The 20,834-nt window shown below is 58.6% G+C and carries 12 protein-coding genes; 8 read left to right on the top strand and 4 right to left on the bottom strand.

Features of this window, described 5'->3' with window-relative positions; translation table 11 throughout:
- Positions 1-18: 18 nt before the first annotated feature.
- The 5 genes from AC3Z8Y_RS19470 to AC3Z8Y_RS19450 all read left to right on the top strand — a co-directional run bounded on the left by AC3Z8Y_RS19470 (position 19) and on the right by AC3Z8Y_RS19450 (position 7,264).
- Positions 19-897, top strand: a complete 879-nt coding sequence (locus tag AC3Z8Y_RS19470) for a substrate-binding domain-containing protein (RefSeq protein ID WP_490087203.1) — start codon at positions 19-21, stop codon at positions 895-897.
- A 58-nt stretch (positions 898-955) separates the two neighbouring features.
- A complete protein-coding gene (locus AC3Z8Y_RS19465) occupies positions 956-2,521 on the top strand; it encodes a phosphoenolpyruvate carboxykinase (RefSeq protein WP_490087202.1) in 1,566 nt (521 codons plus the stop codon).
- Positions 2,522-2,858: 337 nt separating this feature from the next.
- The gene (locus AC3Z8Y_RS19460) at positions 2,859-4,124 is read left to right on the top strand and encodes an MFS transporter (RefSeq protein ID WP_490087201.1); all 1,266 of its coding nucleotides are present in this window, start codon (positions 2,859-2,861) and stop codon (positions 4,122-4,124) included.
- Positions 4,125-4,197: 73 nt separating this feature from the next.
- Positions 4,198-5,184: a DODA-type extradiol aromatic ring-opening family dioxygenase gene (locus tag AC3Z8Y_RS19455; RefSeq protein WP_490087200.1), complete on the top strand. Its 987-nt coding sequence runs from the start codon at positions 4,198-4,200 to the stop codon at positions 5,182-5,184.
- Positions 5,185-5,377: 193 nt separating this feature from the next.
- Positions 5,378-7,264 carry a hypothetical protein gene (locus AC3Z8Y_RS19450; RefSeq protein ID WP_490087199.1) on the top strand — a complete coding sequence of 629 codons (1,887 nt, stop codon included), beginning with the start codon at positions 5,378-5,380 and terminating at the stop codon, positions 7,262-7,264.
- A 192-nt stretch (positions 7,265-7,456) separates the two neighbouring features.
- On the opposite strand, the gene AC3Z8Y_RS19445 is transcribed toward AC3Z8Y_RS19450, so the two are convergent.
- Complete coding sequence (locus tag AC3Z8Y_RS19445; protein ID WP_490087198.1) at positions 7,457-8,446, bottom strand: hypothetical protein; 990 nt, start codon at positions 8,444-8,446, stop codon at positions 7,457-7,459.
- A gap of 504 nt (positions 8,447-8,950) precedes the next feature.
- Positions 8,951-9,871 (bottom strand): helix-turn-helix domain-containing protein, encoded by a 921-nt coding sequence (locus AC3Z8Y_RS19440; RefSeq protein WP_490087197.1) that lies wholly within the window; start codon positions 9,869-9,871, stop codon positions 8,951-8,953.
- 367 nt (positions 9,872-10,238) lie between these two features.
- Between AC3Z8Y_RS19440 and AC3Z8Y_RS19435 the strand changes: the two genes are divergently transcribed.
- The 3 genes from AC3Z8Y_RS19435 (at position 10,239) to AC3Z8Y_RS19425 (ending at position 17,292) form a co-directional block, all read left to right on the top strand.
- Positions 10,239-11,543, top strand: coding sequence for an MFS transporter (locus AC3Z8Y_RS19435; RefSeq protein WP_490087196.1), 1,305 nt, complete (start codon positions 10,239-10,241; stop codon positions 11,541-11,543).
- Positions 11,544-11,756: 213 nt separating this feature from the next.
- A complete protein-coding gene (locus AC3Z8Y_RS19430) occupies positions 11,757-12,908 on the top strand; it encodes a lactonase family protein (protein ID WP_490087195.1) in 1,152 nt (383 codons plus the stop codon).
- A 256-nt stretch (positions 12,909-13,164) separates the two neighbouring features.
- Positions 13,165-17,292, top strand: a complete 4,128-nt coding sequence (locus tag AC3Z8Y_RS19425; protein WP_490087194.1) for a CheR family methyltransferase — start codon at positions 13,165-13,167, stop codon at positions 17,290-17,292.
- Between the two features lie 160 nt (positions 17,293-17,452).
- Here AC3Z8Y_RS19425 and ilvA read toward each other — a convergent pair whose 3' ends face one another.
- Together ilvA and AC3Z8Y_RS19415 are read right to left on the bottom strand one after the other, a co-directional pair.
- Positions 17,453-18,955 carry a threonine ammonia-lyase, biosynthetic gene (gene ilvA, locus AC3Z8Y_RS19420; protein WP_490090050.1) on the bottom strand — a complete coding sequence of 501 codons (1,503 nt, stop codon included), beginning with the start codon at positions 18,953-18,955 and terminating at the stop codon, positions 17,453-17,455.
- 317 nt (positions 18,956-19,272) lie between these two features.
- A complete protein-coding gene (locus AC3Z8Y_RS19415) occupies positions 19,273-20,796 on the bottom strand; it encodes a fumarate hydratase (RefSeq protein ID WP_490087193.1) in 1,524 nt (507 codons plus the stop codon).
- Between the last annotated feature and the right edge of the window lie 38 nt (positions 20,797-20,834).

The raw sequence follows: 20,834 nt of genomic DNA, 5'->3' as shown, positions 1-20,834 counted from the left end.
AATTCGAAGGAGCTTCCCATGGCGCTGACCCTGCGCACAAACCTGGCTGATTATCCGGTCACCAAGGCGATGAAAGATGGACGGGTGACGTCCGACCTCGTCACGCTCGACTACTGCGGCCCCACCCCGGCGCACAACGGCTTCAAGGCCATGGTGCGCGAGAACACGTTCGATGCCGGTGAGCTGGCCATCGTTACGTTCCTGCAGGCCAAGGCCTACGGCAAACCTTACGTCCTGTTACCCGCGCCGATATCGGGGCGCTTCCAGCACCACTGTGCCGGGTTCAACATCGATTTCGGGCACCTTGACCCGAAGGACATCGAAGGCAAGCGAGTAGGGGTGCGCACCTATTCGCAAACTACCGCCTTATGGATTCGCGGCGTGCTGCGCCATGAGTACGGCGTGGACCTCGACAAGGTCACCTGGATGACCCTCGGCGACGGCCACCTGGCTGAGTACCATGATCCGGCCAACTGCGTTCGCCTGCCGGCGGGTTCCAACATTCCGCAGATGATGCTCGACGGTGAACTCGACGCGGCGTTGCTCGGCGAAGACATGCCCAAGGATCCACGCGTACGCACACTGGTACCCGATGCGCATAACGCCGCCAAGGCCTGGTACGAACGCGAAGGCTTTGTGCCAATCAACCATATGTTTGCCATTCACCAGGAAGTCTCCAGGCAACACCCCGAGGCCGTGAAGGAGATCTACCGGATGATCGCCGAGAGCCGCGCGCTTACCGAAGGCGGTGTTCCTGCGGTGTTCCCGCCGCTGGGCCTTGAGGCCAACCGCAAGGGGCTGCAAACCGCCATCGACTGGGCACTCGACCAGAAGATCATTCCACGCGCCATGTCGGTTGACGAACTGTTCGACGACGTGACCGGCAGCTTGGGATAAACGCTGCCGGGCGATCCATCAGTCGATAGAGCAAAGCGTAGTGCCAAGGGATGCCGAAATGACCGCAGTAAATAAGTGTGCTGTACACATCAATCTGAGCCGCGCTCTACTGATTGAAAAAGCGATCGAGCGTGGTGAAGGCCAGCTCGCCGACTCCGGGGCCCTGGTCGTAACCACAGGCGAGCGCACCGGGCGTTCGCCGCAGGACCGTTTCATCGTGAAGGAACCGGGCACAAGCGATGAAATCGATTGGGGCACCATCAACCGCTCTTTTGATGCGGACACGTTCGATGCGCTCTGGGACCGGGTGGAGGGCTACCTGGCCGGTTGCGAGCAGTTTGTCTCGAGGGTTCATGTGGGCGCGGATCCGGACCACTACCTGCCGGTGGTCATGACCACGCAGACCGCCTGGCAGAACCTCTTCGGGCAAAACCTGTTCATTCACCCTGAGGTCTATAACCCCAAGGCCAAGGACGAGTGGCAGATCCTCAACGTTGCGGGTTTCCAATGCGTTCCTGAGCGGGACGGCACCCGAAGCGAAGGTTGTGTGATCCTCAACTTTGCCAAGCGCAAAGTGCTGATCGCCGGCATGCAGTACGCCGGTGAAATGAAGAAAGCCATGTTCTCGGTGCAGAACTTCCTGCTGCCGAGAAATGAAGTGCTGCCGATGCATTGCTCCGCCAACGTGGGTGACGATGGCAGCACCACCCTGTTCTTCGGTTTGTCCGGTACCGGCAAAACCACGCTATCGGCAGACCCTGACCGCTACCTGATCGGTGACGACGAGCATGGCTGGGGCGAGGGGGTGGTGTTCAACCTGGAAGGCGGGTGCTACGCGAAGACCATCGACCTGAGCCGCAAGAACGAACCGATCATTTGGGATGCCATACGTTTTGGGGCCCTCGTCGAGAACGTGGTGTTGAGTGATACCCGAACCGCCGATTACGCCGATACCAGCCTGACGGAAAATGGCCGGTGCGCTTACCCGCTGGAGCACGTCGGAAAACGTACCAAGGCAAACCTGGCTGGCGAACCACAGGCGATCATTTTCCTCACCTGCGACCTGTCCGGCGTGCTGCCGCCTGTATCGATCCTGAGCAAGGACGCGGCGGCGTATCACTACCTATCGGGTTATACGGCGCTGGTGGGTTCCACCGAAATGGGTTCAGGCGGTGGTATCAAGTCCACGTTCTCCACCTGCTTTGGTGCAGCGTTTTTGCCGCGCCCAGCGCGTGAATACGCCGACTTGCTGATCAAACGCATTGAAGCATTCGGCTCGCGGATCTATCTGGTCAACACTGGCTGGACCGGCGGCCCCTATGGCACTGGCGAACGCTTCAGTATTCCGACAACGCGCCGGATCATCGCTGCGATTCAGAGCGGGGCCCTGGCAGAGGTTGAGACCGAGCATCTGCCGGGCCTTAACCTGTCGGTTCCGAAGGCGGTTCCTGGTGTCGACACCCGGCTGCTCAATCCGCGCAATACCTGGGCAGACAAGAACGCGTTCGACGCCACTGCCAGGAATCTGGCCCGGCAGTTCATCAATAATTTCACCCAGTTCAGCGGTGTTGATGAACGTATTACTGCGGCGGGGCCGAGCCTGTCGGGGTGGCCTGAGTACTAAGGTCCAGACCGTCAATACCACCAGGCTCAGGCATCCTTGGGGCGTGATCCTGGTGCGTTTTTACTCACTTTCATGACCTGCTGCGGCGAATGGAAAAGTACCGGTGAAAGTGATTTTTGTGTAGGGCCATGCCTGTCGATTCCAGAAATAATGCAAACCATGCCGGTAAGCCATGACGTGATACGTCGGCGCCCCCCTTTCAATCATTCAGGAGAATAGGGTGTTAAGGAAAGAAGCGTTATATCCCGCCCTTGCATAAGCCGGGCTAAGGGGCCTCCGGTCGGCGCGCTACAGCGCACAGGAGGTGGACACAATCGCTCACAGGTTAATAAAAACAATGCAAATCCTGACAAGTAGATCCCGCTGGGCCGTGCTCGCACTGCTTGCGCTGGGCGTCCTTATTTCCTACGTTGACCGCACCAGTATTTCTTCTGCGATGGCGGATCCCGCCTTCGTCGAATACTTTCAATTGAACAGCCTGGATCGCGGCTGGCTCAACTCGGCCTTCTTCTGGTCATACGGGCTGTTCCAGGTCCCGATGGGCTGGGTGGCCGATCGCTATGGCGTGAAATGGCCGTATGCGGTGTCCTTCGGATCGTGGTGCATTTTTACGATGTTGTTGGGCGCCGTACATACACTGGAAAGCCTGATCGCGCTGCGGTTACTTATCGGGGTGTCCGAGGCTATCGTTATTCCCGCCAGTTACCGCTGGATACGCAATAATTTTGATGAGAGCCGCCACGGCCTCGCTGCCGGCCTGCTCGCCATGGGCAACAAGCTGGGCCCAGCCATTGGTGCCCCTGTAGCCGCTTTGTTGATTGTGAGTTATTCCTGGAAAGTGATGTTCATCGCCACCGGCATGGTCGGCTTGTTGTGGCTTATCCCTTGGTTTTTGACCGTACGCAATGACTTTCCGTCCAGGAGCCAACTGTCCAAATCAATGGAGCAGGCGCGCACAGTGAGCCTTCACGGAATTCTAAGCAGCCCGGTAATCTGGGGCGGGCTGATTACCAACTTCTGCTATGGCTACTTCGCATTCTACTGCATGACCTGGATGCCAGCGTATCTGGTCGAACAACGTGGCTTGTCGATATCCAAGTCGGGGCTATACACGTTCCTCAGCTTCGTCGGCATTGCCGTGTTTGCGGTGCTGGCGGGCTGGGCAGCAGACCGGATCATTGCACGGGGCTACAACGCCGTGCGGGTACGCAAGGCCTTCGTTGTTTCCGGTTTTACGCTCGCCTGTACCGTGTTGCTCGGCGCCTATGCGCCCACGCAGAACATGGCACTTTTCTGGAACATCTTTTCCCTTTCGTGCCTGGGCCTGACCACGGCCAATAACCTTGTTTTGTCGCGCATGACGTTGATCCCCAAGCAGATGGTCGGGCTGGTGACTGGCGTGCAGCAGCTCGCGACAAGCCTTGCCGGCGGCGTGGCGGCTGGCCTTTCGGGATGGCTATTGCAGTCCAGTGGCAGCTATGACCTGCCGATGAAAGTCATTCTGGTGTTTCTGCTGATAGGCGCGTTCGCGACCATCGTCCTGTATCGCCCCGAATGGGCACCCAAAATCAGCGAGCCACGTGGGCAGCTGCGCAGCGCGTAGCACACAGCATCGCTGGCGAATTCAACACTGGCCGGGGCTGGCCAGAACAAATAAAGAACGGGGCATTAATTTAATGGCAAAGATTGTATTCGGAATGGCTGTGCCGCATAGCGGCATGCTTGGACAGGCCCCAGAGGACTGGTTGACAAATGGGGAGCGCGATCGCAATAACCCCGAACTGTGGTTCCGCAATCGCACCTGGACCTACCCGGAACTGGAGGACCATCGCGGCGCGGCTTTTGCGCCATACCTCACCTTGGAAGAACGTACCGAGCGCGCCGGTCGCTGCCGCAAGGCGCTGGACGTCATGGCGCAGGCTTATCGCGATGCGAAGATCGACGTGGCCATCATCCTGGGCAAGGACCAGAAGGAAATCTTCACTGATTTTTCGCCATCGATCGCCATCTATAGCGGCGAAGAGGTGCATAACGGTCCGCCGCAGCGTTCGGTCTACGCCCCCGATCACCACGTTACCCATTACTGTCACCCGGGGTTGGCGAAGTATCTGATCGAGTATTTCCAGCGCGAGAACTTTGACCTTACCGATCTGTTTGCATGGCCCACCAACGTGTGGATGAAGCCGCCGCCGGAGTATCCGGTAGTGCCGCATGCCTACAGTTTTGTGTACCACCAGATCATGTCGGACAACCCACCGCCGCATGTGCCCATCATCATGAACTGCTTCTACCCGCCGACGCAGCCGTCGATGTCGCGCTGCATCGAATTTGGCCGAGTTTTGCGCGACGCCATCACCGCGTGGCCCGATGACGTTCGTGTGGGCATCTTTGCGTCTGGCGGCCTGTCGCACTTCGTCAACGACGAAGAGTTCGACCAGCGCATCATGAAAATGCTGGCCGAGTACGACTACGAAGGGCTGGCGTCGGTGGACGAACGTTCATATCAGTCGGGCACTTCGGAAATCAAGTTGTATGTGAGCGTGATGAAGGCCGTGCAGGAGACCGGCGCGCAGATGACGCTGGTCGATTACGTACCGTGCTGGCGAACGCCGGCAGGAACGGGCGAAGGCATGGGCTTCATGTACTGGCAGCCCGACCGCTAAACAGCCTCGGCCAACTACCGCAGTGGCTCAGCAAAAGTGGTATTGGGCAAAGCGTCGCAATAAGGAAAGGAACATACAACGCGTTGGCTGGACAGCGACGCAGGTGGCCGTTGAGCGGGTGTTGTACCCCGCTCAACCAAGCATAATAACGGAGGCATTGGCTGTGTATTTGAACTCGCCTATAAAAAGGGTCATGGCTTATTCAGCCATTTGGGGCACCTGGATTGTCATTTCGGCAAGCGCACACGCTGCAACTGCGACGCAAGGCACGGCATTGGTAAACCGCTTGGGCCCTGTGACTTCCGACTTGTATGTGTCGAATGCCGACGGTACCGGCGAGCACAAGCTGCTGCAAACGCCGGGCTTCGATTATCACGCGTCTTTCTCGAAAAATGGCCAGTGGGTCGTTTTCACGTCAGAGCGGGACGGCCTCGGCGAAGCCAACCTATATCGCGTGAAAGTGGACGGCACCGACCTGAAAAGGCTGACCGATCACATCGCCGTTGACGACGCGGCCGTCTTTTCGCCGACCGATCCTGACGTGATTGCATTCGTCTCGTCGCGCCGCGGCAAAGACGCGTTTGGCACCACCAACATCTGGACGCTCAACATCGCGACCGGCGCACTGAAGAACGTTACCGGCGATATCAAGTTCGATCCGAACAAACCGCACAGCTTCTTCCGGCCAACGTGGTCGCCGGATGGCAAGTGGATCGCGCTGTCTTCCGATATCGGGTCCGAATGGCGCGGTCACAATCTACCGGTTGGCTGGGAGCGCACGCAGGAAAGCAGCATTTATATCATTCATCCCGATGGCTCGGGCTGGAAGAAGATTGCCAGCAACCCCGGCTTTGACGAGGGCTCGCCGACATGGTCGCCCGATGGCAAACGCGTCGCGTTTTATGAAACTCCGGTGGAATCCACCTGGGGCGCGCACCGCCCGGAGTTGATCAACAAGGTCGACTCGCAGATCCAGTCGGTTGATCTGTCCAATCTGTCGCGCACCTCGCTCACCTCCACGCCAGGCCTCAAGGTGTTCCCGCAATATATCTCGGACACCAACGTCGCCTATCATGTGAAGGGGGGCGAAGCGGAAGGCTTATACACCACCGCAGGTACGTCCCGCTCGACCGCAAATACTGGCATCCGCTCGCCGCACTATTCGGCCGACGGTACCCAGGTAGTCTACGAAAAGATCACGATGCGGCCGGCACATCCCAATGGCACGCCGCTGTTCAGCTTCGACCCTGCGTGGAACTACCGTTACATCGACGTGTTCCCCCAATTGTCGGCCGATCGCAAGAAGTTGGTGTACACGGAAAAAGCGATGGGCTCCTCGATTGCCATCATCAATCCTGATTTCAGCGGTTACCAGCGCATTTACGATCCGGCTAACAGCGGCTTGGCTCCGGACATGGTCCAGAAGGGCCTGGCAGGCGCGTTCCAGCCAACGTGGTCGCCGAATCGCGAGTGGGTGGCGTTCGGCCTTGGCGACTGGTTCTTCACGCGTGGCATGGGGCCGGGCCGCATTGCACGTATCAAGGCCGACGGCAGCATGGACGGCAAGCCAGAAATCCTGACGGATGATTCGATCAATGCGGGCTTCCCCAGCTACTCGCCGGACGGCAAGAAGATCGTGTACCGCGTATGGAGCCCGAAGGTACAAGGCCTGCGCATTCTGGATGTGGATACCCGCCAGACAACGGAGCTGACGACCGAAGCGGACAACCTGCCGGACTGGTCGCCGGATGGCAGCAAAATTGTCTTTACGCGCAAGGAAATCAACCCGACCGATCCGAACAAGTTCCATTACGACGTGTACACGATCAAACCGGATGGCACGGGCGTAACGCGCCTTACCACACCGGGTGCGAACCAGGGGCACGCGGTGTGGCTGTATGACGGTCGTATCGCCTATAGCTCGGGTGTGTATGGTTTTCGCGATGAACTCGCGCTGTACGACAACACGTTCCAGCCTGATGGCCAGAACTGGGTGATGAATGCCGATGGCTCCGACCAGCATGGGATTTCCGATACGCTGTGGGAAGATTCGATGCCGCTGTACGTGCCGAATGAGTAGGCCTGTTTTCAGTGGGATGTAATCAAGGCGCCGTGCGAAAGCATGGCGCCTTTTTGCTGCGTCGGGGATGGGGCGCTGAGCGCAAACGCAACACGCTTGACGGTAATGGCAAGAGGAAAATGCTATCTCTAAAACGACTATTGGCGACCCACTCAAGGCGTCGCCAATAGGCTGGCTTACGGCACCGATCGATTAAAAATGGGCTTCAAACTGCAACATCGGCGTCGACGTCCTGGTGTTGACCGCTTCATCACTCGGCGTGCCGAACATGTTCTTCCAGTATTCGTAACCGACGCCCGCATAGAACGTCCGCGGATGGCCGGCGAAGGAGCCGACGTCTGCCAACAACGTAGCGCGCGCGAGGTATTCGGTCGTCGTTTTAACGCCAAAACCGTCTCTGCCTTTAGGCCCTGTGCTGGTTGCAAAACCACGGAATATCATCGGCACCGGGCCTACGCGGAACGGATAGAGCCATGAACTCTCGATGTGCCAGGCGGCGTCGTAATCCACGTCCACGCCAACAATACCGTTATGGTTGCTTTCCGTCCGCACCCCAGCGGTCAAGTTCCAGAACCCGCGCGGCAGTGCGAACTCGACTGTTGCACCCAGGACGAGCATACGGGCTCGCTGGGCGTAGGCATCGTTCTTTGTCCCGAATTCATAACCACCGGTCAGGCCTACATCGCGAATCACGCCAAAGTCTATCTGCTTGCCAAAAATCTTGCTGGCGCTCGCAGTAACGCGACCCACGCTATAAACCTCTTGCGCACCCCCGTTGCTCGGGCCGCCGGCTTCCGGGTTCGCCGAGTCGGACACACGGTAATCAACGTTGAACGCGTAGCTGCCATACCTGAAGCCACCGGTCGTGGTGAGGTAACCAATATCCTGCTTGATCTTGTCGGGAACACCCGGGAAGTGGAAGTTGTGACCTACGCGGTAGCCGATAAACGTGTCGTTCCACGACACCGGAGGCGCACCGACCTGTTCGGCTACCTTCGCAAGGTCCGGAAAAGCGTGTGGCACGTTGGTATTTTCCGGAACCTGTTGGGCCGGTTTGGCCTGTGGCGAAGCGGAAGTCGTGGGCGCATCAATAACCTCCTGAGCGTGACCACATTCGTTAAAGCAACAGACCATAGCCATGCCGAGAAACAGCTTGGGCAACGGTTTAGAAATTTTTTTCATGTTTCCATCCGTATAGATTTTTTTGTTTTTATAGAACACGTTTCGCTCGACTTTTTTGTCTGTGTGATGGAAGCCAGATTCCCCGTGCGCAGCAGTGAAGCCGGCCGGCGCACCAATGAAGCAGAAGGTCAGGAAGTGCCAGCTTGTCGCTGTGTGTTAGTTGAATGTTATTTGTGCCTCCGTCGAGATCGGACTTATGTTCATCGGCCAGGCGTGGTCGTTTTCCACTCTTGATTCGGTCGCACCGAGGGCAACTAGCTGATCAATCCGGTATTCTTTTACGGTGCGTGGAGGGAATACTATTGGGTGCCCAGGCGCCTGCCTTTACACAAAAGTGAGATTCGCTGGCATTTTTTGCGGGACGTTGCTAGATGGATGTCTTTCGCGATTGCAGATGGGTTCGCGCGCGGGGCGCGAACGGGATGCAAGGGTACGGCGGTGGGTTTGTCGAGGTGCTAACTGTCGCTGACACGCCCGCTTCGCAACTTGTTTGGTAGGTTGAGGCTATTCTCGAGTCGTCGTGCGGAATTGGCTTGGGGTCTCACCCACCTCCCTGCGGAAAAAGCGCGTGAAGTACGCGGCATCCGAAAAGCCCAGCCCAAAGGCAATCTGTTCGATGGACATTTCGCCAAAAATCAAATTCCGTTTCGCTTCGGTGATGATGCGCGCGTGAATCATCTTCGTCGGGCTTTGCCCGGTTGCTGCCACGCAAGCCGCGCGCAACTGCACCAGGGACACGCCCATCATCGATGCGTAGTCATGCAGTGGCAGGTTTTGCGAGTAATGCTGATTGATGAGTTCTCGATAGCGTTCTGCCAGGCAGGTCTCATTGCGAGAGGCGCCGCCATCGTCAGGCTGATCGAGGCGGGTGCGCCGGACCAGCATCAGAAAAAGCTGCGTCAACAGGGCTTCTGCTGCCACCACATGACCGAACGTCTTGGACTCCAGTTCCTGCGCCAGTCGCGTGATGAGAGAGAAGAATTCAGTTGCGGTGCCAGCCATTGACGGAAACGTGATCATCCGGGGCAGGGACCACAGTTGAATGAATTCGTGGAGGCGAGCATAGAGCTGGCTCAGATAGGACACCTCGATTGTCACGACCCACCTGTCCACGTCGCTTTCATAATCGAGCCCATGCACACATTCTGTGGGCAGCAGCAGCACACAGGGCCCCTCGAACGGGACGCTCGAACCTTCAAGGTTCATGACACCGTGGCCGCTGCGAACGAAGATAATCTGGCCGTACCCTGGATGTGAGTGAGGTTCGGTTCGCCAGCGGCCGCGCTCGGTAACGTGGCCGATGTTGACAAACCATTTCTCTTCTTCCTCGCGCCGCTCCACATACAAACGGACCTTCGGTACCGTTTTGAGCTTGCCTTTGGTGTTTGACTCGTGTCGATATTTTGTATTCGAACTGTGCGTCATAAAGTCCCCTTGGCGAAGATCAACGTGTTCACCCGGTGAAGGCCGATTAGCAAATCACAGCCTTGTGCAGAACGTAAACCTATTTCATCGATCGGATGGCGTCAGTCGGTCCCGCGCGCTGATAGGCCGTCAGATCCTGCAGACAAGCGTTGCTGTTTTACCATTTGGTTAACAAAAGTTACGCAAAACTCACTGGACTGCGAGCCAGAGCAGGTTGATGATTTTCACCGAGCCCTCATGCAGCCATGTACTTGGCTTGACACACGAAACCGCAAAAACCTAAACGACTCGATGTTCATACCTGGCGGAGAGGGTGCGACGGGAAGTCGGGATAACAACAATTAAAAAGCAGGTGTGAGAGGCAGTAGTGGATATTATCCAGAAGGCGGTACGCCCGGAAAACCGCTGGGGCGTGGTCGTTCTACTCGCATTCGGATTGATGATTGCGTGGACGGATCGATCAAGCATGTCGGCCGCGATAGCGGACCCTAAGTTTGTCAGGGAATTTTCGCTAACCCATATCGAGATGGGCTGGTTAGGTTCATCTGTTTTCTGGGTGTACGGCATTTTACAACTACCGATGGGATGGCTGGTTGACCGCTATGGCGTGAAGTGGCCGTACGCAATATGCTTTTTTCTCTGGTGCGTAGCGGCGGCGGCCACCGGCCTGGTGGATTCGCTCGGCGCGCTGCTTGTAGTGCGCGTCATCATCGGGGCAGCCGAAGCAGTGGTGGTCCCGGCGACGTATCGATACATAGCAGATCGCTTCGAGGAAACGCAGAAGGGTTCTGCGTTGGCCATCTATGCGGTTGGCGGCAAGGCGGGGCCGGCACTGGGTGCGCCCCTGGCGGCATGGCTTATCGCAGGAACATCCTGGAAACTCATGTTTATCGTGACGGGGCTGGCCGGCCTGGTGTGGCTGATGCCCTGGTTCCTGATGGTTCGGAACGACTTCCCGGATCGCACTGAGTTACTAAAAAGAAAGAAATATGCCGCAACGGTGCCACTGCGCAACCTGCTTGTGAGCCCGGTGGTGTGGGGCGGGCTGATTACGAACTTCTGCTACGCCTACTTTGTTTTCTTCTGTATGACATGGATGCCTGCCTACCTTGTCGAGCAACGTGGGCTTTCGTTAACGCAGGCGGGCCTTTATACCGCCCTGAGCTTTTGTGGCGTCGCGATCGCGGCCGGCCTTAGCGGGTGGGCGGCTGACAGGTTGATCATGCGCGGATACGACGCGGTCACGGTGCGCAAGTCCTTCATGGTGGTGGGCTTCATCGGGGGTATGACAACGCTGTGTGGCGCTTATGCGTCGACCGTATCGATGGCACTGTTCTGGAATGTGCTTTCCCTGACGTTGGTAGGGCTGGTTACCACAAACAACCTCGCGCTGGTGAAGTTGACGCTGATCCCGAAGCAGGCCACCGGCTTGAACACCGGGCTTCAACAGGTTGCGACAAGCCTCGCGGGCGGCGTGTCTGCCAGCCTGTCGGGCTGGCTTTTGTATATCGGCCACAGCTATACGCTGCCGATGCTTGCGATTTTCGTTTTTCTGTTTCTAGGTGCAGCCAGCACGATTGTTTTGATGAGGCGCAAGTGGGCGCCGAAGATCAATGAGCCTGACGAAGCAACATCACCCATGGGCACAGCCTTGAAAAGTAGCCAGGCATAGGGTCGATGCGCGCTCATGCGTGATGCTCCGCGGCGCCGTACCGGTAGCCTTTGCCTTGGGTTAACCATCCGCTCAACCCATGGGTAGCTTTTTTCAATGGACACTCAAGTGTCGCATCGACAATATCCGGGTACGCTTGTCAGGCGCAGAGGATAGCTCGAAAAGCCTGGGCGTTAAAATTATAATTATAATAATTGGTAGGAGGTAAGGGTAATGGGTAGGGATGCTCTGAAAGGTATTTTTTTTGGCTTGTTTTTATTCGCGCTCTGCGACTCTTTGATTTTTGCGGCCCCTAAAAGTAATGGCACGGCATGGGTCTATTTTGGAACTCATGGAGATTATATTTATAGCGCCGCCTTCAATCTCGGAAATGGCAGTTTCTCAAATACACGAAAAGCGGCAAAGGTGGTGCGGCCCACCTGGTTTGTTCAAGATCCTGGCGGTCATCATTTATACAGTGTTAGTGAAGTTGGAAATGACGGCGGTGCGAATGGCGAGGTGGTAGCGTTCGGTATGGATCAACAGTCTGGTGCGTTAACGGAACTCAATCGCGTTGCATCCGGTGGTAGTGGCCCTACCCACATGGTCTACGATAAATCCCATAACAGCCTTGTTGTGGCCAATTATGGCGGCGGTCAGGTTGCGGTTTTACCTATTTCAGCCGACGGTAAGGTTCAGCCAGTGAGCTCGGTGCTCGCGGACTTCGGGCAAGGGCCAACGCCCAGGCAGACAAAGGCTCACGCTCACAGCATCGCGTTAGTGAAAAATACAAACGACGTGCTAGTGCCCGATCTAGGGGCTGACAGGATTTTCATATACCAGCTGACCGGCAAGGATAAACAGTTGACCCAGGGCGTAACGCCATTTGTTCAAATGGCACCAGGCACCGGGCCTAGAGGGATTGAATTTCAAAAGGATGGACGGCACGGGTTCCTTCTATCCGAGCTCTCGGCGCAGGTGCAATGCCTGACCTGGCAGCCAGAAACGAAAACTGTAAGTTACGGCGCCTCGGTTGATACGTTCCCTGCTGGATTTACAGGGCCAAAAAGCGCTGCATCGATGAAAATCGGCCCCAACGAGAAATTCCTGTATGTGGCCGATCGAGGCACGGATACGCTGGTGGTTTATCGGATCGTTCAAGGTTCATGCCTTGAACCAGTCCAACGTATCAGCTCGGGCGGTAAGTATCCTTGGGAATTGTCTATCGGCCCTGACGGTCATTGGCTGATTGTTGCCAACCTCAAGTCCGATAATGTGACCTCCTTCAAGATCGATAATCGAACAGGTGAGCTCGCGCCGAGCGGTTTCGAAGCAGCTATCCCGGAGCCGGTATTTGCCCATTTCGTGAGCTCGGGCAAATACTAGTCAGCGGGTAGGTGCGTAGCGATCTGCCAGCCTAGCCGCGATATCAGAACATCCCGAGCACTAACCTTCGCCCTCCGCCATCCCTCCCTCCCTTGGCGCACCCCCGACCGCACAACCCAGCGGCACCTCCACCCCCGACCAAAACAACCACCCCCAGCGGATCGAACCCTATCGCGCCTGGGTCCACTATAATGACGTTCCTGGAATTTCTGCGCTGTGTCACGGCTGGCGCACCTTCGAATGGATAGCACCGGCAATGGCAGCAGAATCGGAAAGTACCTCGGAAAAAACGCCGCGCACCAAGGCCAGCGGTTTACCGTTTCCCTTGGTGGGCATAGGCGCGTCCGCTGGCGGTTTGCAGGCGGTGAAGGCGTTTTTCTCGCAAATGCCGAAAGATCCGGGCATGGCGTTCGCAGTGGTACTGCACCTATCGCCGCACCACCAGAGCATTGCCGACAGGATTATCCAGGAATCCACCGGCATGCCGGTTCAGCAGGTCACCGGGCGTGTGCATATCGAGCCGAACCACGTGTACGTGATTGCCCCGGCGCAGCATCTGATCATGGTGGATGGTTGCCTTGACGTGCTGCCGTCTCCGCCCCGGCGCGGTGGTCATGTGGCTATCGACCTGTTCTTCCGAGACCTGGCCGAAGCCCACCAGGAAAATGCCTTTTGCATTGTGCTCTCTGGAGCAGGGTCGGACGGTGCGGTGGGGCTTACGCGCATCAAGGAGGAGGGGGGCGTTACCTTTGCGCAAACGCCGGAGGACGCCGAGTACAACGGCATGCCGCGCGCGGCCATTGAAACGGGGGCAGTGGACTTCATTCTGCCCGTTGTCGAGATGCCCGAGAAACTGCTTTCGATATGGAAGAACTCCCAGCAGATCCGTTTGCCCCCAAGTACAGACGCGGACGACCAACCTGTTGTGAAAGGCGAGAGTCCGGATGCTCGCGTGGATGAGCACTTCATTCACGACATTCTGATTCATTTGCGCGCAGCCACGGGCCACGACTTCAGGCACTACAAACGCGCGACCATTTTGCGACGTATCGAACGGCGCTTGCAGGTGACCGCGCAGCCGAACCTTGAGGCGTATTACAACTTCTTGCTTAACCACGGCGACGAAGCGAAGGCGTTGCTCGGCGACATGCTGATCGGCGTGACCAATTTCTTCCGGGACAGGGAAGCGTTCGAAGCGCTGGAACGTGACGTGTTGCCCGGCATGATCAAAGCGTCGCTCGAAAAAGATCCGGCCGAGGAGCTGCGCGTATGGAGTGCGGGGTGCTCCACTGGCGAAGAAGCGTATTCGCTGGCGATGGTCATCACCGACATGATGGAAACGGAAGGGCATGGCGGGAAGATGCAAGTGTTCGCCACTGACATCGACGAACGCGCCATTTCCATTGCGCGAGGGGCCACCTATCCGGAAGCCATCGTGACCGACGTACCACCCGCTCAGTTGCGGCAGTACTTTTTGAAAGAAGGCGAGCGGTATCGGGTACGCAAGGAAATACGCGAGCGTATTCTGTTTGCCAACCACAGCCTGCTCAGTGACCCACCGTTCTCGCAGATCGACCTCATTACGTGCCGTAACCTGCTGATCTACCTCAGCCGGGACGTGCAGCGCGAAATCCTTCAAACCTTCCACTTCGCTTTGCGCCCCGGTGGCTATCTGTTCCTCGGCACGTCGGAATCCGCCGATTCCTGCCCGGAGCTGTTCACCCCGGTGGACAAGAAAAACCGCATTTTCAGGGCTCGGCCAGTATCTGGCAGCCTCCGTCGCTCAGCCATCATGCCGCGCTCCGCCTACGTGCGCGCCAACGTGATGCAGGCGTCCGAAGAAGCTCCAGCGCGCCGGCATCTGTTCAAGGACGTTCATCGCCGCGCGGTGGAAAAGTACGCGCCGCCCAGCGTGATCGTGGACACCGGTGGCGAAATCCTTCACATGACCGAAGGCGCCGGGCGCTACCTGCGCCATGTAGGCGGCGAGCCAACGCGCAGCCTGTTGCTGCTGATATTGCCTTCGCTGCGTCTCGAACTGCGCACAACGCTGTTCCAGGTTCAGCAAAATCAGGAGCCCGTCGTTTCCCGGGCCGTTCGAGTGAGCGAAGCCGGGGAAGACCGGCTTATACAAATCGCGATAGAGCCCTATCGGGACGACGAAACCGACGCGGAGTACACGTTTATCCAGTTCCGCCACGCCGAGGCGGTTGAAGATACCTTGCACCTGGCGTCCGCGGATTACGCCGAGAACACCATCATTGCCAACCTGGAGCGCGAGCTGCAACGCACCAAGGGCCAGTTGCAGGAAACGATCGAGCACTCGGAAGTTTCGAGCGAGGAATTGAAAGCCTCCAACGAGGAGATGCAGGCGGTCAACGAAGAATTGCGCTCCGCCACCGAAGAGCTTGAGACCAGCAAGGAAGAACTGCAGTCGATCAACGAGGAATTGCTGACCGTAAACCATGAACTGAAGATGAAGGTCGAAGAGACCGACAAGGTCAATGACTACCTCACCAACCTGATTGCCTCCACGGATATTGCCACGGTGTTCGTGGACCGCGGCATGCGCATCAAATGGTTTACCCCTCGGGCCACCGATATCTTCAGCATGATCCCGGTGGACACCGGGCGTTCCCTGCTGGATATCACCCATCGGCTGAATTACCCGAACCTGGCCGAGGACGCAGAAGAAGTGTTCCGTACGCTCTCTGTCATCGAGCGGGAAGTCAGCAGTTCCGATGATCATTGGTACATTGCGCGGCTGCTGCCATATCGCTCGAGCGAGAACCAGATTCACGGCACGGTTCTGACCTTCATCGACATCACCAAGCGCCGCGCCATCGAGCAGCAATTCCGCGCGGGTGAGGAACGCCTTCGCCTGGTAGCAGAGAGCACCCGCGATTACGCGATTTTCATTCTGGACGAAAACGGCGTAGTCACCGACTGGTACCGCGGCGCAGAGCTGATGTTCGGCTATGCGCGCAGCGAAGCGGAAGGGCGCTATTTCGACTTTATCTACACCCCTGAGGACCGTGCCGCAGGCGCGCCACAGGCTGAGCTGGCCGCTGCCAGAGCCGAAGGCCGTGGCGAGGATGAGCGCTGGCATTTGCGCAAGGACGGCAGCCGCATGTACTGCATCGGCGAAGTCACCCTGCTGCAGGGGGAAAGCCTGCAAGGCTTCGTGAAAATCGCCAAGGACCTCACAGGCCAGCAGCGTGTCAGTGAGGAGCAGCGGCAGATGCTCCAGGAGACCAAACTGAGCAATCAGCTCAAGGACGAGTTTTTTGCGGTGATGTCGCACGAGCTCAAACACCCGCTGAACTTGATACAGCTCAATATCGACTTGCTGCACCGGCTGGCCGCCAACGAAAACAGCGCAACCGTAAGGGCGATTCGCACGATTCGCGAAGCGGTAAAAGGCCAGGCCAGGATCATCGACGACCTGCTAGACGTTGCCAGAGTACAAACGGGCAAGCTCAACCTTGATTGCAAACCGCTCGACCTCTGCCACGTACTCAAGGACATCCACGCCTTGGCGGCGCGCTCAATCGAAAAGCGCTTCGTGTCGATCGAATGTACGCATGAGCGGTTGATCGTGAACGCAGACATCACCCGACTGGAGCAGATCATCTGGAACCTGATCAGCAACGCGCTCAAGTTCACCAATGATCACGGGTCTATCAAGCTCGTACTCGCCCGGGATAACAACAGCGCTCGGCTGCAAGTGATCGACGATGGCATTGGCATCGAACCTGCCAGCCAGGAAAAGATTTTCGACCTGTTTGGCCAAGCCAAAGGGCCACGCGGCTGGCGCGAACGCCAGGGGCTGGGTATCGGCTTGTCCCTTGTCAGCCAGCTTGCAAAGGCATTCGCAGGCTCGGTGGCCGTGGACTCGGCGGGCCTTGGCCACGGTTCCACGTTTACCGTAACGCTGCCCTTGGTTGAGCATGAATTTGGGCCTGCCACTGAGCCAACGTTTAACGAACGTGCCTCGCTGGCAGGTTTGAATGTGTTGCTGGTGGACGATTCCGCCGAAGTGCTGGATGTAATGCGCGAACTGATTGAAATGGAGGAGGCCACGGTGCAGGCCTTCAGCGAGCCGACCGCCGCCCTTGAATGGGCCCGTACGGCCCAGGCACACGTGATCATTTCCGACCTCGGCATGCCTGGGCTATCGGGTTACGACCTGCTGAAAGCGTTACGTGGCCTGCCTGCCTGGGAATCCACGGTCGCTATTGCCTTGAGCGGATACGGGGAAGCACACGTGCCGGATACCGATGCCGGTGTGACCTTCGACCACCGGTTAGGCAAACCGGTGGCGTTCGACCAGTTGTTGAGCCTGCTGAGCGAGATTCACCAGGGGCAGCGCGAGGAGACGTAATCCGGTAATGGTCCGCGATGCAGTGGCCAGTTTCGTGTAGGAGCCAGCGAAGCTGGCGAACCGGCAGATGGGCCAAGGTGGATTCAGGCATGTTCGCGGGCTTGGCCCGCTCCTACAGGTTCTAGCCAAGCATGTCGCGAATTGCTGCGATGCTGGCGACTCACCCAATAAACAACCGATACGCCGGGTTGTCGCTTTCATCGGTAAAGGGGCATCCGCAGTCGCTCAACAGCCGGTCAATGGCTTGCGCATCGCACCCTTCACCCAGTTCCAGCCCCAACAGCACACGGCCAGCGTCCGCGCCATGGTTGCGGTAGTGGAACAGCGTGATATTGAGGCGGGGGTCGAGCGCATTGAGGAAAGCACCCAAGGCCCCGGGGCGCTCGGGGAAGGTCAGCCGGTACAGCCGCTCTTGCAGCCCGGCTGGGGCGCGGCCGCCCACGGTATGGCGCAGGTGAAGTTTGGCCAGTTCGTTATCGGTCATGTCCAGCACAGGGTAACCGTGCCCTGCCAGCTGGGCCAACAAGGCCGAGCGGGGCGCCAGGGCTGGGTCGGTTTGTACGCCAAGGAAAATCTGCCCGTGCGTACGCCCCTGGCAGCGGTAATTGAATTCGGTGATCTGGCGCTTGCCCAGTACCTCGCAGAACGCTCGTAAACTCCCGGGTCGCTCCTCGAGGGTGACCGCCAGCAGCGCCTCGCGCCCTTCCCCAAGTGCGGCACGTTCGGCCACATGGCGCAGGCGGCTGAAGTTGATATTGGCACCGGAGTTGATCGCCACCAACACCTCACCTCGGCAGCCATCGCGCGCTACATACCGTTTCAGCCCCGCCACTGCCAGCGCGCCGGCAGGCTCGCAGATGGCACGTGTTTCGTCATACACATCTTTGATCGCCGCGCAGATTTCGTCCGCGCTGACAGTGATCACTTCATCAACCAAGTGCTGGCAGAGCTCGAAGTTGTGCTCGCCGATCCGCGCCACCGCTACGCCATCCGCGAACAGCCCCACTTCTGACAGCACCACCGGCTCACCCGCAGCCAGCGCCTGTTGAAGGCAATTCGAATCGTGCGGCTCCACGCCAATGATTCGCACGTCTGGCCGTAGATATTTTACGTACGCTGCCACGCCAGCGATCAGGCTGCCGCCGCCGACCGGTACAAAGATGGCGTCCAGGCGGCCCTGATGCTGACGAAGCATTTCCATCGCGACGGTGCCCTGGCCGGCGATCACATCCGGATCGTCGAACGGCGGCACAAAGGTATAGCCGTGGGTTTGAGCCAGGTTCAACGCATGGGCGAGGGCCTGAGGGAACGCATCGCCGTGGAGAATGGCCTCGCCGCCACGGCTACGAACGCCCTCGATCTTCACATCGGGCGTGGTCACCGGCATCACCACTTGGCATTTTACCCCCAGCTTCTGTGCCGCCAAAGCCAGCCCTTGAGCGTGGTTACCGGCTGACGCAGCAATCACACCCGCCGCTCGCTGCTCCGGGCTTAGGCGAGACAGCCGCGTATAAGCCCCCCGTAGCTTGAAGGAGAACACCGGTTGAAGGTCTTCGCGCTTGAGCAGCACCTGATTGCCCAGTGCGGCGGACAGGGCAGGCGCGGCGTGTAGCGGTGTTTCGATAGCCACGTCATACACCGGCGCCGATAGAATGCGCGTCATGTAGGCACGCAGGAGCGTATCCAGGCTGCCCTGGGTAACGGCGGCAACGGCTTGCTCGGCAGGTGTGCGGGCGGGGCTGTGATTGGAGGCGCTGTGGCTGGGCATGCTGTCTCTCGGTAAGTGGGCCCGGAGACAGTGAACAACCCGCCTCGTGGGCGGGTGGGGTGCAGATGAACGCTAGCCCGCCAGTGCTGGAATGGCGGTAATAATAATGGCGGCGTTCAGGGGAAATTGTTGCATGGCAAGGAATCTAGGCTGCCGCGATATGTTCCGTCAAGCTAAAGAACGAGCCCGGCACATGGCCGGGCTCGTCTTCCTCAGCGAACCTCGACCGCCAGGCTTTCAGCGATCTTGTTCTGCCAGATCGCCGGGCCGGTGATGTGCACCGACTCGCCCTGGCTATCGACCGCGACCGTGACAGGCATGTCCTTCACGTCGAACTCGTAGATCGCTTCCATGCCCAGTTCCTCGAAGGCCACCACGCGGGCGCCCTTGATGGCTTGCGCCACCAGGTAGGCAGCGCCGCCCACGGCCATCAGGTACACCGCCTTGTAGTCCTTGATCGCGTCGATCGCGGTAGGGCCGCGCTCGGATTTGCCGATCATGCCCAGCAGGCCGGTCTGGTCCAGGATCTGCCGGGTGAACTTGTCCATCCGGGTGGCGGTGGTGGGGCCAGCGGGGCCGACTACTTCTTCGCGAACCGGATCGACCGGGCCCACGTAGTAGATGAAGCGGCCCTTGAGGTCCACCGGCAGCGACTCGCCCTTGTTGAGCATGTCGACCATGCGCTTGTGCGCTGCGTCACGCCCGGTGAGCATCTTGCCGTTGAGCAGCAGGGTTTCGCCTGGCTTCCAGCTTTGCACGTCTTCGGGAGTGACAGTGTTCAGGTTTACGCGGCGGGCCGACGGGCCAGCTTCCCAGACGATTTCCGGGTAGGCGTCCAGGGGTGGCGCTTCCAGCGAGGCCGGGCCGGTGCCGTCGAGCACGAAATGGGCGTGGCGGGTGGCGGCGCAGTTGGGGATCATGCACACCGGCAGCGAGGCTGCGTGGGTGGGGTAATCCATGATTTTCACGTCCAGCACGGTGGTCAGGCCACCCAGGCCCTGGGCGCCGATGCCCAGCTGGTTAACCTTCTCGAACAGCTCCAGGCGCATTTCCTCGAGGCGGTTCTGCGGGCCACGGGCCTTGAGCTCATGGATGTCGATGGGGTCCATCAACACTTCCTTGGCCATGACCGCGGCTTTTTCAGCCGTGCCGCCGATGCCGATGCCCAGCATGCCAGGCGGGCACCAGCCGGCGCCCATGGTGGGAACGGTTTTCAGCACCCAGTCCACGATCGAGTCGGACGGGTTGAGCATGGCCATTTTCGACTTGTTCTCGGAACCGCCGCCCTTGGCTGCTACATCCACTTCAACGGTGTTACCCGGCACGATGGAGTAGTGGATCACCGCCGGGGTGTTGTCCTTGGTGTTCTTGCGGCTGCCGGCCGGGTCGGCCAGGATCGAGGCGCGCAGCACGTTTTCCGGCAGGTTGTAGGCCCTGCGTACACCCTCGTTGATCATGTCGTCCACGCTCATGGTGGCGCCATCCCAGCGCACGTCCATGCCCACGCGCACGAACACCGTCACGATGCCGGTGTCCTGGCAGATCGGGCGGTGGCCGGTGGCGCACATGCGGGAGTTGATCAAAATCTGAGCGATGGAGTCACGTGCGGCGGGGGACTCCTCGCGCAGGTAGGCTTCGTTCATCGCCTGAATGAAATCGACGGGGTGGTAATAGGAAATGTACTGCAGGGCATCGGCGACACTCTGAATGAGGTCGTCTTGCTTGATCACGGTCACGGGCGCGCTCCTCTTTGACACGGGAACATTCATAGCCA

This window comes from Pseudomonas sp. 3MAES_34.3B (assembly GCF_058145875.1).
Note: the sequence above shows the minus strand (reverse complement) of the source record. Positions and strands in the feature narration are given on the sequence as shown.

Bases quoted from the DNA above. Each gene is read 5' to 3' on its own strand.
- AC3Z8Y_RS19470 (WP_490087203.1), top strand. From the start codon at position 19: ATGGCGCTGACCCTGCGCACAAACCTGGCTGATTATCCGGTCACCAAG.
- AC3Z8Y_RS19465 (WP_490087202.1), top strand. From the start codon at position 956: ATGACCGCAGTAAATAAGTGTGCTGTACACATCAATCTGAGCCGCGCT.
- AC3Z8Y_RS19460 (WP_490087201.1), top strand. From the start codon at position 2,859: ATGCAAATCCTGACAAGTAGATCCCGCTGGGCCGTGCTCGCACTGCTT.
- AC3Z8Y_RS19455 (WP_490087200.1), top strand. From the start codon at position 4,198: ATGGCAAAGATTGTATTCGGAATGGCTGTGCCGCATAGCGGCATGCTT.
- AC3Z8Y_RS19450 (WP_490087199.1), top strand. From the start codon at position 5,378: ATGGCTTATTCAGCCATTTGGGGCACCTGGATTGTCATTTCGGCAAGC.
- AC3Z8Y_RS19445 (WP_490087198.1), bottom strand. From the start codon at position 8,446: ATGAAAAAAATTTCTAAACCGTTGCCCAAGCTGTTTCTCGGCATGGCT.
- AC3Z8Y_RS19440 (WP_490087197.1), bottom strand. From the start codon at position 9,871: ATGACGCACAGTTCGAATACAAAATATCGACACGAGTCAAACACCAAA.
- AC3Z8Y_RS19430 (WP_490087195.1), top strand. From the start codon at position 11,757: ATGGGTAGGGATGCTCTGAAAGGTATTTTTTTTGGCTTGTTTTTATTC.
- AC3Z8Y_RS19425 (WP_490087194.1), top strand. From the start codon at position 13,165: ATGGCAGCAGAATCGGAAAGTACCTCGGAAAAAACGCCGCGCACCAAG.
- ilvA (WP_490090050.1), bottom strand. From the start codon at position 18,955: ATGACGCGCATTCTATCGGCGCCGGTGTATGACGTGGCTATCGAAACA.